The 17,104-nt window shown below is 50.4% G+C and carries 19 protein-coding genes; 4 read left to right on the top strand and 15 right to left on the bottom strand.

Annotated elements, in window-relative coordinates; all coding sequences use genetic code 11:
* The first annotated feature begins 61 nt into the window (after nucleotides 1-61).
* Both RHP74_RS14760 and RHP74_RS14755 read left to right on the top strand, forming a co-directional pair.
* Nucleotides 62-1,132, top strand: coding sequence for a DNA-binding protein (locus RHP74_RS14760; RefSeq protein ID WP_311100177.1), 1,071 nt, complete (start codon nucleotides 62-64; stop codon nucleotides 1,130-1,132).
* 3 nt (nucleotides 1,133-1,135) lie between these two features.
* Complete coding sequence (locus RHP74_RS14755) at nucleotides 1,136-1,357, top strand: hypothetical protein (RefSeq protein WP_311100174.1); 222 nt, start codon at nucleotides 1,136-1,138, stop codon at nucleotides 1,355-1,357.
* Between the two features lie 16 nt (nucleotides 1,358-1,373).
* Here the strand turns inward: RHP74_RS14755 and RHP74_RS14750 are convergent, their stop codons facing one another.
* From RHP74_RS14750 to RHP74_RS14690, 13 genes are all read right to left on the bottom strand, one after another.
* On the bottom strand, nucleotides 1,374-3,233 hold the full coding sequence (locus RHP74_RS14750) for a chemotaxis protein (protein ID WP_311100172.1): 1,860 nt from the start codon (nucleotides 3,231-3,233) through the stop codon (nucleotides 1,374-1,376).
* The gene (locus RHP74_RS14745; RefSeq protein ID WP_166590983.1) at nucleotides 3,230-4,990 is read right to left on the bottom strand and encodes a hypothetical protein; all 1,761 of its coding nucleotides are present in this window, start codon (nucleotides 4,988-4,990) and stop codon (nucleotides 3,230-3,232) included. Before RHP74_RS14745 ends, RHP74_RS14750 begins: the two co-directional genes overlap by 4 nt.
* Nucleotides 4,991-7,152: 2,162 nt before the next feature.
* Nucleotides 7,153-7,470 carry a hypothetical protein gene (locus tag RHP74_RS14740; protein WP_311100167.1) on the bottom strand — a complete coding sequence of 106 codons (318 nt, stop codon included), beginning with the start codon at nucleotides 7,468-7,470 and terminating at the stop codon, nucleotides 7,153-7,155.
* A 225-nt stretch (nucleotides 7,471-7,695) separates the two neighbouring features.
* The gene (locus RHP74_RS14735) at nucleotides 7,696-8,946 is read right to left on the bottom strand and encodes a pilus modification protein PilQ (protein WP_311100166.1); all 1,251 of its coding nucleotides are present in this window, start codon (nucleotides 8,944-8,946) and stop codon (nucleotides 7,696-7,698) included.
* Between the two features lie 53 nt (nucleotides 8,947-8,999).
* Nucleotides 9,000-10,034, bottom strand: a complete 1,035-nt coding sequence (locus RHP74_RS14730) for a zonular occludens toxin domain-containing protein (RefSeq protein WP_311100164.1) — start codon at nucleotides 10,032-10,034, stop codon at nucleotides 9,000-9,002.
* Nucleotides 10,035-10,037: 3 nt separating this feature from the next.
* Nucleotides 10,038-10,322: a DUF2523 family protein gene (locus tag RHP74_RS14725; protein ID WP_311100161.1), complete on the bottom strand. Its 285-nt coding sequence runs from the start codon at nucleotides 10,320-10,322 to the stop codon at nucleotides 10,038-10,040.
* A gap of 26 nt (nucleotides 10,323-10,348) precedes the next feature.
* The gene (locus tag RHP74_RS14720) at nucleotides 10,349-11,398 is read right to left on the bottom strand and encodes a hypothetical protein (protein WP_311100158.1); all 1,050 of its coding nucleotides are present in this window, start codon (nucleotides 11,396-11,398) and stop codon (nucleotides 10,349-10,351) included.
* A 144-nt stretch (nucleotides 11,399-11,542) separates the two neighbouring features.
* A complete protein-coding gene (locus RHP74_RS14715; RefSeq protein ID WP_263272907.1) occupies nucleotides 11,543-11,770 on the bottom strand; it encodes a major capsid protein in 228 nt (75 codons plus the stop codon).
* 10 nt (nucleotides 11,771-11,780) lie between these two features.
* Entirely contained in the window at nucleotides 11,781-12,005 is a 225-nt protein-coding gene (locus RHP74_RS14710) for a hypothetical protein (RefSeq protein ID WP_311100156.1), read from the bottom strand.
* On the bottom strand, nucleotides 12,005-12,301 hold the full coding sequence (locus tag RHP74_RS14705; protein WP_311100154.1) for a propanediol utilization protein: 297 nt from the start codon (nucleotides 12,299-12,301) through the stop codon (nucleotides 12,005-12,007). The genes RHP74_RS14710 and RHP74_RS14705 overlap by 1 nt, the downstream gene beginning before the upstream one ends.
* Nucleotides 12,302-12,556: 255 nt before the next feature.
* A complete protein-coding gene (locus RHP74_RS14700; RefSeq protein ID WP_311100152.1) occupies nucleotides 12,557-12,817 on the bottom strand; it encodes a hypothetical protein in 261 nt (86 codons plus the stop codon).
* Nucleotides 12,817-13,050 carry a hypothetical protein gene (locus RHP74_RS14695; RefSeq protein ID WP_311100150.1) on the bottom strand — a complete coding sequence of 78 codons (234 nt, stop codon included), beginning with the start codon at nucleotides 13,048-13,050 and terminating at the stop codon, nucleotides 12,817-12,819. The genes RHP74_RS14700 and RHP74_RS14695 overlap by 1 nt, the downstream gene beginning before the upstream one ends.
* Nucleotides 13,047-14,177: a phage/plasmid replication protein gene (locus RHP74_RS14690; RefSeq protein WP_311100148.1), complete on the bottom strand. Its 1,131-nt coding sequence runs from the start codon at nucleotides 14,175-14,177 to the stop codon at nucleotides 13,047-13,049. The genes RHP74_RS14695 and RHP74_RS14690 overlap by 4 nt, the downstream gene beginning before the upstream one ends.
* A 157-nt stretch (nucleotides 14,178-14,334) precedes the next feature.
* Here RHP74_RS14690 and RHP74_RS14685 point away from each other — a divergent pair, with 157 nt between their 5' ends.
* Both RHP74_RS14685 and RHP74_RS14680 read left to right on the top strand, forming a co-directional pair.
* Complete coding sequence (locus RHP74_RS14685) at nucleotides 14,335-14,757, top strand: helix-turn-helix transcriptional regulator (RefSeq protein WP_311100146.1); 423 nt, start codon at nucleotides 14,335-14,337, stop codon at nucleotides 14,755-14,757.
* Between the two features lie 98 nt (nucleotides 14,758-14,855).
* A complete protein-coding gene (locus tag RHP74_RS14680) occupies nucleotides 14,856-15,155 on the top strand; it encodes a hypothetical protein (RefSeq protein WP_311100144.1) in 300 nt (99 codons plus the stop codon).
* Between the two features lie 560 nt (nucleotides 15,156-15,715).
* Here the strand turns inward: RHP74_RS14680 and RHP74_RS14675 are convergent.
* On the bottom strand, nucleotides 15,716-16,126 hold the full coding sequence (locus RHP74_RS14675; protein ID WP_311100143.1) for a hypothetical protein: 411 nt from the start codon (nucleotides 16,124-16,126) through the stop codon (nucleotides 15,716-15,718).
* A gap of 643 nt (nucleotides 16,127-16,769) precedes the next feature.
* Nucleotides 16,770-17,087 (bottom strand): hypothetical protein, encoded by a 318-nt coding sequence (locus RHP74_RS14670; RefSeq protein WP_311100167.1) that lies wholly within the window; start codon nucleotides 17,085-17,087, stop codon nucleotides 16,770-16,772.
* Nucleotides 17,088-17,104 lie beyond the last annotated feature (17 nt).

Raw genomic sequence — 17,104 nt, 5'->3', positions numbered from 1 at the left:
TTTCACAAAGTGTTATGTATCTACATGACATGTAACACAGTACGAAATCGTAGGAGACCCCATGGCTCGAGGCGGAATCAATAAAGCTGTTGTACAAAGAGCACGTCAGGCGCTACTGGCCAGGGGAGCCAACCCCAGCATCGATGCAGTGCGCGTAGAGCTTGGAAATACGGGCTCCAAGACAACGATTTCTCGGTACCTGAAAGAGCTTGAGCCCTCCAGTCGAGAGCCTGTAGCAGCACGTGTACGTATGGGCGACACACTCAACGGTATGGTGCAAACGCTGCTGGATCAGCTTATGGAGGAGGGCCAGGAAGTAATCTCCCAGGCGACCGCAGCTTTTGACCTGCAGCGGGCCGCGCTCGAAAACCAGATCATCAAGCTCAGATCGGAGCTGGCTACCGCCCAACGTAATTCGGCCGCCCAACAGGCCGCGATAGAGACGCAGAACGCTGAACTTGCGACCACCCAGTCCTCACTCCAGGCTGAGCTGACCCGTAACGCGGGCCTCAGTCAGCGCTGTACCGACCTTGAGTCGCTGGTTGCTGAAAAGGACAAGCACATCCAATCGCTGGAGGAAAAGCACGTTCAGGCGCGTGGAGCGCTCGAGCACTATCGAGAGGCAGCGAAGGAACAGCGAGATCAGGATCAACGCAAGCACGAGTCTCAACTGCACGAGATGCAAGTTGAGCAGCGCAAGTTGCGGGAGACCATCGCTGTGAAACAGGACGATTTGACGCGACTGAATCGCGACAATGAACGCCTGCTCGGTGAAGCCAGGCAGCAAACCAAAGCCCTGCACACTCAGGAGGCCTTGGTTCAGTCTCTCAACACCCAAATTCAGGCACTACGCCTCGGTGACGCCAAGTCCGCTGGGGTGGCTGAGCACCTTATGGAGCAGATCTCAGCTCTGCGCGAAGAGGTCAAGGCACTCCACCAGTCCGCCGCTGTAGCCGATTTGCGTGAGCGAGAAACCGCGGTACTGCTGGCAACTGCACAGAAAGAGAATGAGCAACTGCGGCCCGCTAGGGTTGATAAGCCAAGCCTGGAGGAGGGTAGCAGTGCCTCTTCTGGGGCAGAGGATAAGCAAATTGCCGGGCACGCCAAGCTTTCGAAACGACCGAGGAGATAAAGCATGGATCAGATCACAGGAAATCCACGTAGCCATGATGAAGGCACCTCAGGTTGGAAATTCGCTCATCAGCGTCTATCCCAAATGCTCATCGAAAGGGTTGAGCCATTCGGCTCCCTGAATCCGATTATGAAGCTGGATGCCGCCGGTATTAGGTCTCCATGGCTGCTGCATTACTCGGCCAACTTGATGCCAATGATTGATCGTGAGCCGCGTCGATTCTGAGCTCAAGCGCCGATTGTTACTCAGTGGTTTCGCTTTCCCATTTCGGTAGGGAAACGAAGTGAATCGTTTTCTCCCCGTCCAACTCGATGTTTGCGCCGGCCCGGCGTGAAAACCAGAATGCCGATCGCGCCCTTACAGTAGTGGCAGCAGGCCGCTGGGAATCCGCACTAATGCTTGGAGCATCTTCCTTGATCACCAGTGGGAACCAGAGCTGCGGCGGAAGCGGAAGCCGACTATGACGGCACGCCATCACCAAGACCGGCCAATGTCCTAAGCGAACAGCGGAAAGGCGCGTGTAGTCCCCATCTCCCGAACATTCCCTCTCCAATATTCTTCTGGCTGCCTCGCCGTCAGCAGTGATAGGTATGTCACACAGCGCTAGACCATGCGAGGGATCACTGAGATACAAGAGAGCCTCGGTGTCAGGCCCGGCCATCCAGAGCTGCTGATTGCAATGTTTCATCTCGCTTCGTACGAATCGAGAGAAACGTTCTGTGGACACCGTATCGCCACCCAAAGTGGCCCAGAGCATCATGACTGGGATGAGAGCGCTGCCCTTCGTATGCTGCGCCCGATACTCTTCAGTTCTGGCCTGAGGATGCCAAATCAGCTCCTGATAGCTGCCGTGGATGGTCGGGTACTGATGATGCCTGGTGAAATTGAAGTGGTAGTACGCCAGAAGCTCATCACAGTAATCCTGCGCATAGTTGCGCCACTCCCTGATCATCGATAGGAACATCAAGGCGCAAGTAATCTCGATGACTTGCTCGTCGGCTACAGGGGACAACAGTGCACGATTATTCTGTATGAGTTCGGCGATGTGACGAGCGAGCTTGGAGGCCTCCTCCGGTACTTCAGAGGCGTTAAGGTCTCGCGGCCCATTACCGTCAAGGTGGGGCCAGAGAATCCACAGTCCCCTCACGGCGATACGCCCCAAGGTCTCAAAAAGTTTGAGGTTGATGTCTACAGCACTATGGGAGTTTACGGAGCTGGCTAGCGCATCTCGTTTTGCTGTGAGCGGCAGAATTTTATCTCCCATCAACTCTGCCCAGATCTTATGGTGAAGATCCAGAAGCTCGCCGAAGGTCAGCCCAATATGCTTGTGTCCGATCGATGCAGCTTCGATGTCACCCTTGACCAGCTCCCATGCACGCAGAATGACCAGCTCACTGGCTCGGTAGGGGGCTTCGAGGTTCTCCTGCGCGCGTGCCCAGACGAACAGCACTGAGAGACAGATGTACATTTGTCGTAGTGTCGCGAGCCGGTGCACAGCGTCGAGGTTGTCGGCCTTCACGAGCCCTTCGATGAGTGCGGTGAAATGCTGAACTGAAACGTCGGGCTCGTCGAGCATTGCAATGGACTTCTGGAACCGCGACTGCAGAGTCTTGCTCACATGCTGATGCTGTAGCAATCCATCAGCGAGCAAGCCCGCCATATAGTCGCCATTCCACTCCTCAAAGGAAATCCGATCATTACTAAGTCTACTGATCAAGCCTGTTAGATTGTCTCTCACAGCCTCTTTTACACTGCCCCCAAAGCACAGGCAGATTACGATCTTCAATGACTCGTACTGGGTGGCAATCCGCTTGGGAATGTATACGTCGATGATATCGTTAATAGAGGTTCGTACACCTTGGGGCACTGCATCCCACTCGGCCCGCGTCAGGTCTCCCTGCTTGATTGTGAAAAGGTAGAGCTTTTGCTCGCCGTCCACCATGGGGCTTACGGCGGCGACGTCGACGCCGAACTGGCGTGGCCCCGTTGATGGCCGCGAGATCACGTTGTAGCCCAGTTCGCTCAACAAATCGGGTAAAACGACATCCAGCTCATTGCGCTCGCGGAGCGAGGCCAGGTACTCACGGAAGACGAGTTTCATTGCGAGCGCTTCTCGTGCAAGAAGTTGAGTATCTGGAGTTCTAGCGTGGAGGGCTCAAGCACCGAATGCCGAGGTAGCTGGAACGAATGCTTAATAGTGGCGAGCGATTGCTCCATGCGGCGCATTGGCCCCGTTTCATTGTCAGCCATGTCCTGTGGAGGTGGGAACTCCGGAACCCAGCTGGCCATCCCAACGCCGTATAGCAGCACTTTTTCGCTGACCAGACTCGCTAAGATTGAAGACTTGCGAGCCTCCACCATCTCATTTTGCATTTGCTCATTACGTCGATGATGCTCCAACTGACGCTCACGCTCCGAAGGCTGCAGCTCGCGGATGTGCGCATCGCCAAGGCCTTCCAGGTACTTAAGCAGTTCCTGCAATACTTGCTGGACTGCCTTCGAAGCCGGATCCGTGGGATTTGCGGCTATCTCGTCCAGGTAATCTGATCGCAAACCGGAGTAGTTGATCAGAACTGGGTCGAACAGCAGGCTCTCCAGCGCACCCAAGGTCGCATCCGTGGCGTTACGCATCATGCTCACTAACAGGGAGGCAATGAAGAGGGGCTTTGAGAAAAAGGTGCCAAGCGCTTTGCGTGCGATGAAAAGGTAATCGCTTTCCGGTACGTCCAGCGCCTGGCTGAAATCGAACGTGAACACCCGGCCCTCACTTGCTGCAAACAAGCCGCGCCTGAGCGCTAGAGATAAGCCCAGTGACTCAGACTGAAGCCAGCTCACCACCCACTTGTCCAGGACGGCAGCGTCTCCGCTCTCAAGCTCATGCAGAACGGAAGTGAAATGAGTAAATGGTACGGCGGGATCGGCGAGGATAAGTTTCTCAACCACACCCCGAGCCTCCGATGCCTCACCTCTCCTGATAAGCCCGGCCAACACGATGTCCAGCAACGTGACGAACTCATCCTCTGGCTGGCCTGACGACAGAAGAGCAAGGAGATCGCTACGAACTTGAGTGCTATAAACATCTGAGGTGCCCATCAACTCAAGGGCAATCGCTTTTTTTGCCGCCAAGGTGACGGGGGAGGTGGATCGCTCGATCAGCCTATACGTCGATCGTTCCAGTTCGACCGGAGCATCCTTTTGCCAGGCAAGTGCCAGGGCGAGGAGTGCGTCTTGTACCGAAGGCTCGGTCTCACGCTCGATCACGGCTAGGATAGTTTCGACCAGGTCAGCAGTTGTGGCCCGTACTTCAGCAGACAAATTACAGAGGGCTCTGGCTGCCTGGGCGCGTCGAAGGGCGTCACCGTGCTGGAGAAATTCAATGGCCTTTGCCAAGTAGAAATCAGCATCTGCCTGCAGTCCGGTACTGAGGCACGCCTGCAAGCAATGGAACCTTTGAGCGAGCAGGGCGCCCGACTCAATCTGTCGTAATAGTTCGACGGGGTGATCAGGCGAGGTGTGGCTCCATTTCAGTATTTCAGCGTACGGTAAGTGGCTGAGCATGGGGTCGTCGTGAGGAATTGCCCCAGCCATCAATTCAAGCAAATCCGCACCGCTGGTTGCGATTGAGCCCAATGCCGGCAAGAGAATATCCATGCCCTGATGCAATTCGTTGTTCGAGAATCGGGGCGGCTCAGGCAGAGGGAGCAGGGCGCGGAGATCGACATCCTTTGATTTATGAGCATCGACCAGGGCTTGAGCATAGGACGCACCATCGTGCGTCCAGCCGTGCTTAAAAATCAGATCAAGTAGTCTGCCTTCAGTAGCGGCTCCAACGATTTCATCTCGCGAGGGGATGGTCATTTCAGCTCCTTCCAAGCAATCCATTGCTCAGGCATTGCCGAGCTCAATAATGCACCAGATGTTACGACCTCTGCAGCAAACAGGCGAGTGACCAGCCGCACCGAATTGAGTTTCGAGCTCATCCCCCTAGAGATTGCGAGAAAACGATACGAGACGACGGAGGGGCAAAATTGTGAGAATACGCCCCATGAACAGCGACTGGTTGCACTGTCGGAGCCACGGCATGTCCAGAGCGTTTGAGCGCTTAGCTAGCACGGGCGTGACGTCAGCGACGATTCTGATCTAGGCACTAGACATAGAAGGCATGGCGTCCTTGAATGGCCTGATCTGCTCAGTCATCACCGTGTGATAAGCAGTGCAGCACCTAGCTGTGATTGCAACTTAGACCGTTGCGAAGGCGAATGCCAATATCTGGCCAAACATCGGCATCCCTCCCTACATCCTGCGAGACAATAGCTTTGGGAGTTAGGCCTGCGCGCTTGGCCGACCCGCGCAATTCACCAAATGTGAGCGAAGTGTTTGGGTCAAGTTTGTCCGAACCTTTCCAGTGCTTCCTCGCCGATGCAGGTCTGGCCCGGAGTGCCTTCAGAATTCTGGCGGTAAACTCGCTTAGGTTTTCGATGAGACTACCGTACGCATAAGCATCCAAGCCATGCCCCAGAGCAATCACGAAGCTATGAGAGCCCAGCGATCTGTCGTGCAGATACCTGAATTGAGCGTAGCGGTGAAAGTAGGGTGCGAACTGAGGGGCTAACACAAACTGCCGTCCAGGATAGACTGGGCTTTGAAACAGCCCAGGGCCCACGGACAGCCTAGGCCGTGATGCCAGGTAAATATTGGAACAATTGGTTTTTGCCCTACTGGGGACTACACCAGATGTTTCAGGATTTCGGGCCTTGAAATACGAAAACGTGGGCTTGATGGTCTGCGTTGCCCCGAGAGCCCGCAAAGGAATGTCCGAGTGTACTGCCACGGCGACGACGAACAACAACGGCTCCCATTTTTCGCTGTAGTTCGCGAGTGATTCAGCAGTCCTAATTAAATCACTGAGCTGTAACGACGTGAAGATTGCCCGACTCTTTTCGGGGCGCGCATCAAAGTCTTTCGACGATATATCCCGGAAAGGATTTTCCGCCTCAGTGCCGGACGCAGATGCAATAAAGGCAAAATACTCACGTCCATGCGTAATAAACCAGTTCCGATGATGCTTAGAGCTTAGGCCTGGATCATCGCCAGAGATAGTCTTCCTGATGATCGGACGCCAATTGGGATCTAGAAACTTGTCCGGGAAATTCTCCCTGGTCTTTTTAGAGTATCGACTGCACCCTGGGGTTGCTACCCAAGAAATGGGCGGTCTTACGATAAATTCCATGAAGGCTCTGGCGTCGACGCTTTTCCAGCCACACAAGGCTATTCCGCGGATTGACCAGCTCCAATGCATCATCGACTCAACGATCGGACAAAGCACCTTGTAGTGCCTCTCTCGGAATTCAGGCCGCCGAGATTCCTTCACGAGAAACTCGATGCCTGTTCGCCAAGTACGAAGAGCATCCAAATGTTCGGGAACGGCCTCCAAACGCCGGCGAACTTCCAAGTTTATGGGCAGCTCAGCATGAGCATGGTCGTTGAGCAACCCTAGCGGTGGGAACAAAGGATGAGGAACCGAAGGCCCAACCATGGATGAGTCCTACACAAAAAACCATAATTGTTCTTAACTGGGCTGGAGGTATTATCGCCTAGGCAAACGAATTTCGTCGAATCTGATCAAGACCGTTTGCCTGAAGAATTATGCTGGAGATACCAATTCTCCGAGGGAAGCATAGACTAAGTAGTGCCGACAACAAAGATCACATTTCCCCGTCTCAGCGCACGCTTTAACGGAAAGAGTCGATGTTTATTGAAACGACGATTGGGATTCTGGTTTTCAACTCTGAAGAATCGATAATCAGGGCAGGGGCCAGCTCGAGAGCTTAGGAGGTAGGGAGCGGATGCGATTGATTTTGTTGAATTCTGGTAATTACGGGCAAAGTCCGGTTTATTGGCAAATGCCACATCGGTAGAAGTTCCGCTCTGACACATCGTTTAACATAATATACATTATGCGTACCGTCCTATGCGGAGCTGGGAGGCTCTGTGGTCAGATTTGAAGGCAACCCCAGGCCTCATTGGCCAACAGCTGTTTCTTGAGGATCCCACCAGGCGTAACCCTCATCGGTATCGCTTTCGATAGTTTTGGGATCTTTCGCAGCAAGCTCAGCTAGATCTTGGCTACCTTGTCGGAGCATCTGGAGAAGCTGGCGATACTGTTTAACCTCCGCGCGCAAACGTGCCAACTCTGTAGATTGCTTATCCGTTATTTGGTCCAGTCTAAGCATAAGCCGAGCAGCCTCTAGAAATGCCTTAGAACCCGTTTGAGCTCCCGTAATTTCTTTTAAGGTCTGCACCAGGTCCTCAGGTACGTCTTGAATCTTGACCAGCATAGCAACCTCCAAACTCAATTGTTCGCAGCCGAAAGGTACCATATCTGGCGAACTACACAGATAAAAAGCATGGGCTCAGCCAACAATTGATGGTTTTGGAACCAAAATAATAAATATGCACCCTGGAGAACGAGGTAACGGGTAGGACGACCTATGCGCATGAGGTACCTTACCCTCATCATATGAACAAATAGAATAACTAAACTAAATGACTATTTAATCTAGTTATATTGGTTCAACCAAGACAGGTGTCAGAAAAAGAACCAGCTCAGTGCTCGTCGATACCGTCGAGCTACTGGTGAACAACCATTTGAAGCCAGGGATTTTACCCAGGAACGGCACGCTTTTAACGACTGTGGTATCGACGTCGGAATAAACCCCGCCCAAGGCAATGGTCTGGCCGAACGGAGAAAAAACCCGGGAAGTCAGCGAGGTCGTGTTGATCGGCGGCACGCCATTCATGGCGTTGGAATAATCAGGCTCATCCTTTGACAGGATGACATCCAGCAGCACGCCTTTATCGTTAACGATCGGAGTCACGTCGAGCGACAGAGCAGCCTGCTTGAAAGATGTCGATGTTGCACCATCGCCGGCCGATTGCTGATAAGGAACCTGAGAGCCTTTAACAATTTTGGCTTGATGACGGTCAGAGGTATAAACACGAGGGCTGGAAATCACCCTACCCTTACCTTCCTGCTCCATAGCTGAAAGCCTCGCATCGAGCGTCAAAGCGCTTGAGACAATGCCAACAGCACCGATGGCACCAGAGGCAAGGCCAAGCGGCACAGAGCCTGAAACAGTCCCAGCACCGCTGCCTACAGTGCCACCCCATTGAACGCCCAAATTCTTGGAATACGAGCGGTCCACCTCGACGATACGAGCCTGGATCATGACTTGCTTCCTGGAGTAATCAACAGCAGCAATCAAGGTTTTAAGATGCTCTAAACGCGCCTTGCTCATCCTGGCAACGATGATCGAAGAACCGTCTTCAAAATTCAGAGTCTCTCCAGAATCAAGAGGAAATGCTTTTATTGCGTCAGACGCCAAAATGTTATGCACCTTGAAGATCGAAACATCAAAAGAGTTGACGCCAAAGGAAGGACTATTTTGAATTTGCGGATCTTGATTAGGAACGTATGAGTTTGCCGAATATGAATCACTTGGCCGTGGATAACCACTAACACGAAGAAACTTACCGTCAACAGTATATAAAAGGCCCTTGGCCGATGTTACATACTCGATGGCTTCATCCCATGATACATCCTTCATTCGCATAGAAAGTGAACCACGGACGTTTTCGTCTAAAACAAGATTCAAGCCGCGGTAATCAGCTAAAAGCTGTAGGGCGGACGAAACCTGAATGGTCTGAAAATCAAAAGTCAGTTGTTGAGGAACGGTTTCTGCCTGGGCAAAGGAAACAAAGAAAAAGAAAAATGCAGCAACGTAGAGGCGGCACAGAGACTTAAGGGTATTCATGGCATGAGTTCCAGAGAGCTGGTTGATTAATTGGGAGCGGTCTTAGCGCTACGCTAAAGACCTCCCCCAATTAACCCACCTGTAATTGGGTTAGGTTTCTTTAATGACCAATTAGTAATTTTGAAGCCGTCAACTAAGCAATAAGCCTCAGTAAAGTCCGGAAAATATCGGCAATGAGAAAAAGAAATGTACCGAGTATTCCCGTTGTTATCGGCTACCAGGGCAAGAGCCTCAGACACTGCCTTTGAAGATGGATCGGGCTTTGAAGGATGCACAAAGCCAACAAGCCGCCACGTCGTTGAAATTGGAGGCTCAACAGGTGCGCTGGGTTGTTTGGGAGCAGAAGAGGAAGCCGCATTCTTTACACCAGGTTGATCGGTAGTAAAAAACCTTTTAACAAAATAAACACCCAGGACAATACAAACGATAAAACAACCTAGCGCAGCCCATAAGCCAAAGGAACGCAGAATACTTGAACGGCCATCTGCGGAAGACTCATCACCCACGACACCAGAGTTTGATTGAGTAGCAGACTTATAAAATGAATACACGGACGCCTTAAAATTGCCTGCTGTAGTCCTTATTAACTTTGTTTTTGAGGGTGCATCACCAGTAACAGCGCCATTATAAATATCAACCTTAAAGGTCTTTTTGGTGATTTTCCTAATCCGATAAGTAGTCTCGATTAAAAGACGCACCCATGACGAGATCTGAGCAAGGTCTTGAGTTACAAGAACAACGCGCATTGAATTGTTCTTATCATCGACACGATGCCTATGCTCAGCAAGCAGTGACTTATCAGATAGATTAGCTTGATTAACATTTTTACCGGCAGGCCACCTCCTCCAGCATTCGTCAATGATAGCGACAGATCCAGACGGAATAATCTCGGAAAGGTCATCAAGCTCAAACCAATTATCAGGCAATTGAGTAATATTCCCCCCGTAAGTGGCCAAAAGATCATCAATTGACAAAGGTATATTAGTGACAACATGCCTATCTTGTTTCAACGAAGGAATTACAACATGTTCGACAACGCCGTAACTTTTGCCGTGCCCAGGTTTACCAACATAAGCATGAATAGCCATAAATCACCCAATAAACGGAATACGACGAACAAGAAAACGCAACATATAAGCGCTGGTAACTACAGTGATCCCGAAAGGAATTTGAAATATATTAAGGAAATACCAAACAGACGGATCTATAGCAGTAAACAATTCACCTGCATTAGTGATAAGAGCAACAATAAAACTCGTGCTAATCAGGTCTAAAAGGGCTTGATAAAGCCAATCAGCAATAGAAACAACAGCATCAATAAAGAATTGCAATATCTCTTGAAAAATGGATAAAAGCCAGTCACTAAAAGCAGTCATAAATCACTCCGACCTTAGAAACGAAATCATGCAGAAAGAAAAACGCGAAGCGCGACCAAGCACCAAGCAGCAAGAAAAACGGCACTTAATATCGGAGAAATTTCCGCAAACAATACGCAATGTGCATCGAAGGTAATGATAGTGCCTAGGATTGCTATGTCAGCAGTTGGGCATGTACCACCGGAGTTAGAGGCGGATATTTTCTGCTGGAATTCCTCCATAGCAACACCAAAACCAGAATGGTTAAGATCAACTTGCATACCATGAACAAAGGCCTGGTAGTGAACAGCGTTAACCTCACTATCTAAAACAGAATCAGCTTTCAACGATCCGGGATTAGAGAAAGAGAGCTCACCGTCAAAACCGGAATCACCATCCCCACCGTCACCACCATCGCCTGGATTTCCTCCATCCCCAGGGTCAGGATCGGTGCCATCGTCGCCGCCGTCGCCAGGATCAGTACTGGGGTTGAGTGGATCGCCAACGGCCGGGGCGGTATATCCGGCCTCAGCTGAGCATGAAGGACTCGGGGAATTAAGACCCACGAAGAAGTTACAAAAACCACTGCTAGTAGAACCAGAAGAACGGTAACAGCTGGAACCAGTTGATTGTGCAGAGCTAGCCAAATAAGAACATGAATTATGACAAATGTCAGACTCAACAGACTCAGTTCGCCACGAGACATAATATTTACCATCAGTGCTTGATTTAATTAACGGAGAGTCAGGCCCGCGAACCTCAATAGTTCCAGGACAAACAACAGCTTCTTTAATAGCGCCGATGCTGTTATTCGTGACTGTGCCGAAAGACGTATACGAGTAGCCGCAAATGGCATTCTCTGAGCCGTTCATGGTGCAAACACCGGCCTTATAGTCCTTTCGGTTTACGTTTGTATTGAGAGCAACAACAGCATCAACAAAAGCAGTGATCAGAGTTTCAGGAGAATCTTTAACACTTGCCCTGGAGCACTGACTTGGAAATCCTGCGGTAGTTGTGGTGTTGCATTTCCATCCAGCAAAAGCAGATGATGAAAATAAAGCCAAGAACAAAAGAGGCAGCACATAAAGGAACTTCATTTCACCACCCCGAGAAGACAGCGAAAGAACAACCAGAACCAATGACGAACATGGCGAAATAATAGAGTTGGTCCATGTAACGGCCTCAAATTTTGATAAAAAAAAGGGCGCCCGAAGACGCCCAGGTCACGCATGGAATACGACTTAACCGCGCAGGAAACCCAGAACGATCTTGGCACCTTTGATACCGGCATAAACACCGGCAAGGATACCGGCCACAGCCAGGACACCCACGGAGATAGTGCTGAAGTCGATCGAGGAAGTCAGACCAGTGTAATCCCAAGCTGCTGCACCTTCAGCAGCGAAAACAGACGGAGCAGCGACAGTAACGGCGACAGCGGAAACAGCTACAGCAAACGACTTTTTGAACATGGGTAAATCCTCAGGATTGTTTGATGAAGTTTAAAACCGTCCGAATTCCCATAGACCCGACCATGAAGAACGCGACTAAGGTAAATCCGGCCCCAAATGCTTGAGCCAAAACAGTTGGATCAAGCTGAGACGGATCAAAAGGAGGCAAGTTGTTAACGACCTCCCATGATGAAGAACAGACCGGAATACCACCCTCGGTTGAAATGTCGGATGGACAATAGAGGGTGCCAGACATTACGCAGGCTTCTGAGTTGCAGAAGAAGCAGGAGCACCGGAACTAATACGGCGGCCTTGGCGCGGATCAACTTCAAAAATAAGACGATCATCACGTACTTGCGCAATTACATCACACTCATATTTTCCCGGCTGAGGAACCTGCTGAGGAGTCTCGGCGTAAAAGGTACACTTTTGTGGATACGGGATATTTGGTAAATGAGCATATGCTTCAAACATACAGTATGGTTTACCAGATTTAGCAGCAGTACCACTACGGTGGTTGCCAGTTACTTCGACGACAATAATATTAGACATGGTGATGCCCTTATCTCAATGTTGGAAAGCCTGGAGCGGTGCCGGGCTTACGGTATGCCCAACTGGGCGGCAAGTTAGCTTTTTGGAGTTTTGAAATCTATTTCAATGCGGAGTCCGGCCAATTCAAAATCAGCCTTGTCATAAATTTTCAGATAACGTGAGTGGCCAGATTTTTTTACACGGACCTTAAGAAGCACTTGTGTTTTAGTGCAGTAAGTCTTCTTGATTACAGTTCCATCCATATTAATACTGCCCCTATCTTAGTGTTGGAAAGCCGGGAACAGTGCCGGGCTTGCGGTATGCCCAACTGGGCGCTATGGCTTCAGGATTACGCCTGAAGGTTTTGAATTTTCGTGCAGCACGTTGACGAGTTACTTCTTGCTGAGCCAATGCAGATAAAAACAAGCGCATAAGACTATTGATCCCAGCACGTTCATCACATTGAGGATTGTTGAGAGCATTTAGAAACTCCGCCTCTACTGCAAAGCGTAGATATTGATAAGCAACCCTATCCATCAGAAACCCATCCATTCGGCCACACAGGATGTTCCTACTTCTTGACGCTCTACAAACCAAATACGCTCAGGCTTAACGCCCTGCTCTTTTCGTGCCTCGACAGCCTTGAACGTCTGTTCGACCTGTTGAGCAAGAACAGGATTAATGAAAGAACCACGCACTTGTTGTTGTTCAGCTAAACGCCGTTTCTGGCCGCTTGTAAGCTGAACGCCTTGAAAACTTACAGTCCTCACGCTGCAACCTGGTGCAGGTGATTAGGGCGCTGATACCAAGTTGGCACAGCCAAAGTGCTTTTCGTCACCTCGCGACACTGGCGGACAAACACCGGAGCAAAACGACTGGTATCACAAGCGTTACGAATATTAATGCCGATTTTATTAAGACGAGCCGCATGCGTTTCAAAAGCACGCTGAGACAAACCGTGATGATGACCACTCATCCATAGAATGGCGTAAGAGGAAGTGGCATTTGCAGAAGCCCTGCCCTTACAAATACCTTGTTCAATCAGTTTGTCAGCAATACTCTGAAGGTCCATTGCAGTCACCTTTAACTTTTCATCTATTTTTAAAAACTCACTATGGAGCTCGGCCAGACGCCTTTCATCAAATAAGCCCCAATAGCAAAGGGCCTCACGCTGTAAATATTCGCTCTTAAGCTCTTGTTCCATGCGAACTACGCCTTCTTGTGCGCAGTAGTTTTTAACTCGCTGAACATATTTGTATTCTTCTGAGTCCTCACCAAAGACACGCTTAGTCTTTGGAAGACAGTTCTGATCCATTTCAAAGGCCTTGTCATACGCCTTTCGATATTGAAGACGACCGCCTTTACCGTTTCCTTTAGAAGTCCAAGCAACAGTGCGCCCGTTGGGATACAGAAAGCCGATGGAATGACCGATTCGCTGGCTAGAAACGCCGCGCAGATAGGCAAGAACATTGCCCTCCCCCAATGAAACGTTGGTGGTCAAATCTATCCGTTCAATCTTTGCCCCATCGCCAATACGGTCGCCGCACTTTGCTCCTGACTCACCCTGGCGAATATCAATGCGAGTACAGCGGGTAAAACCAGGAAGGCCGTATTCACGCAACAGCGCGTTGTAAACCGAGACGCATTGCTCGATAGAAGTAAAACCAAACAAGTTGTCGAGCCGCCCTACCCGGCTGGGATTTCCTTCAACGCGGATCTTGCGACCCTGAACATGAATGGTGACCGATGTCGAAAAGCTGGCCTCATGCTTGAAACGAGGCTGGCGAGTGCTAAGGACTTCGTTTGTATTGGCATCTATCGTCAAGGTAAACACGTCGCACACGAGAGGTAGATCGTGGTCGTGCTCCTGCGAAATGGTTAGCCAATCTATGAACATCCGAGCGCCTTACTGACAAGTCAAAAGCGGTTAACTGCATCCGAAAGGACGGTATTCCGCAATGATAGGCGGTCTTCCGTTTGAGTCAAGAGAAAAAGAACGGTTTTTAGCCGATACTTGTCCGATAGAAACGGTAAACCGCATTCGGAGACGCAAAATGGGCATCGGCACCAGGATCAGGCAAGAGCGGCTCAAGCAAGGTCTTGAGCTGAAGGAGCTAGCAAAATTGAGCGGTATCCCGGAGCGGACGCTTGCAGACATCGAGCGGGAGGTTTCGAGCCCTCGAGCAGAAAACCTCAAAAAGGTAATCATCTCTTTGGGCTGTTCAGCTGATCAGATCATGTTCGACGACGACGAGCTGACTGAGGACGGAGACCTGGCACTACTGGTGCGCGAATTAGGGAAAACCGAAGAAGAGACGCGACAGACAGTCAAGCGAGTCATCCGAGCAATGCTGGTTCAGGAGCGCGTTTTTGAGCTAGAGAAAATTCGCAATTTCGACGACGCTCACAAGGAAGAAAACAAGCAGCGACAGAACCTCGCTCTACCATTGAAACGCTACGAAAAAGCGAGCAAGTGAAGTCGGAAACCGAAGAAGTCTTCGGTAAAGTGGGGGTGTAACAGCACCCCCACCCGGATCGCCCAAGTCATCATTCATTTTTTGGAGCAAGGAACAGCATGCCAACCACGTCAAACCATCCGCTGCTTAAATTTCTGGCCAGCCTGCCGCAATTTTTCACGGCACTGCGGGAAGGCGGCGTAATAGATATGCGCTCTGGTGCCTTTATTTCTAAACATGATGGCGGTGATGAACCGAAGCACCGTGACACCCTCAATCTGCGATGGCCAGGGCAAGAAATTGGCGTCTGTGCCGTCGTCGACGGAGAGAAATACGGACGCCTGCAGGTCAAGGAAGCGGTTCTATTGGGTGCAGACGAAGCTGATTTGCTTCGACAATTAGAAGAAGCTTTGAGCTGACCTCCGGGACCTAACCTGCGATGGCGTCTGCTCATCACGGGACCGCGCAAGCTGCGCGATAAAGCCGGGATGAAGCCTTGGGCAAATCAAGGCGCGATGAGACACCACAGCGACTAAAGACAATTTGAACGCGATAAAAAACCCCAGGGCTCTCAGGAACGCTGGGGTTTTTCTTTGAGGGTCGACCGGCCGGCGTTGCCGGGTATCGGCGCGGAAACATTGAGGTTTTCACCAGGAAAAGTCGTAGCGCCTAATGCCCTTCGGGCAGGTCGAGGTCAGCAGGATTGAGGGTCGGTAGTCGCAGCGCTTGCTTAGCTAATCCTGAAGAATTGGGTCACATGCCAACGAGCTAAAACGCATAACTCGATGCCGCTACCATGTGGGTGACGACCCACACAATCCACACTGATCTGCCAATATCGTCATCACTCAGATCAGCCCTGCTCTTATTGAGCCCTCGCCAGAATCTTCGACCAAACCTGACGCAAGTGTCAAGGCATAGCGCCTAATGCCCTTCGAGTAGGCCGAGATCAGCAGAATTAAAGGGCGTGATACTCAACTCACTGATCAGGCCGTGAAAATACGGAAAGGCCTGCTTCAAAGGTCCAATCACGAATCGTATCAAGGCATTCGCCTGCGTAATATTTCCACTGCTCAGCCTGATCAAGCCGTGAATTTACAGCGCTCAAAACCTCAGCATCTTCAGTGACGACAAGCTGAGATTTTTTTGAAAGAACGTAGTGGTATTGGCACAGCTTGAGGTAGTGCTCCTGCAGCTCAGATATCTTGACTAACGAAATCTCATGATCACCAGACATGGCTCGCTGAAATTGCATATAGCTTTCCTCCGCATTTTTGGATTTGTGAATCCAGAAAATACGAAACTCATTGATTTTGCTGCCTTTTGCGTTCTTGAAAGCTTCAGCTACAGAAAAATCTTCCAGCGATTTTACTAAATCATCTTCAGTCATAAATGCCCTTTGAAAATTGGTGAGTAGTCCCGAATTCTGAATATAGAAGGCGCTGTAAAGGCAGGTCAACAATTGGAATTCTAGTTTTTGGATAAAGAGGAAATTGATAGCAAATTTGGGAAAATAGACGATTACCTGGTTGGCTTTTGCAATCATTTAGCATGGGATTTGGCAGCGAAACGCTAACTCGGTAATATCCGTTGCGTAGCCCTTGAGGCACTTGCAGAGCCCGGTCATCAGTGACTGGGCTTTTGCCTTTCAGAAATCCGGAAATGTTTCGCGAGTGCGAAACGGCATAACCGGAATCTCTCCCTGGTTGAACCTGATGAAGCGCGTGTTTCATGGGCTCAAAACGGCATAGCCGGAATCTCTCCCTGATTGCACCTGGTGAAGCACCTATTTCACGGGCTCAAAACGGCATAGCCGGAATCTCTCCCTGATTGCACCTAGTGAAGCGCCTGTTTCGTGAAGGCCACGCATAATGCACGCTATGTGTAAATCAGACGCCGGGGCTTCGCAATTTTCCCGGCGCCTGATTCGTCCTGCTGGACGGCTTCGCTAACATAACGTACGTCGAATTATGCGTACCGTCCTATGCGGAGCTGGGAGGCTCTGTGGTCAGATTTGAAGGCAACCCCAGGCCTCATTGGCCAACAGCTGTTTCTTGAGGATCCCACCAGGCGTAACCCTCATCGGTATCGCTTTCGATAGTTTTGGGATCTTTCGCAGCAAGCTCAGCTAGATCTTGGCTACCTTGTCGGAGCATCTGGAGAAGCTGGCGATACTGTTTAACCTCCGCGCGCAAACGTGCCAACTCTGTAGATTGCTTATCCGTTATTTGGTCCAGTCTAAGCATAAGCCGAGCAGCCTCTAGAAATGCCTTAGAACCCGTTTGAGCTCCCGTAATTTCTTTTAAGGTCTGCACCAGGTCCTCAGGTACGTCTTGAATCTTGACCAGCATAGCAACCTCCAAACTCA

It is taken from the genome of Pseudomonas sp. SG20052, from assembly GCF_031766055.1.
In the GTDB taxonomy this organism is placed as follows: Bacteria; Pseudomonadota; Gammaproteobacteria; order Pseudomonadales; family Pseudomonadaceae; genus Aquipseudomonas; species Aquipseudomonas mandelii.
The sequence above is the reverse complement of the archived record's forward strand: the minus strand, read 5'-3'. Positions and strand labels throughout refer to the sequence as shown.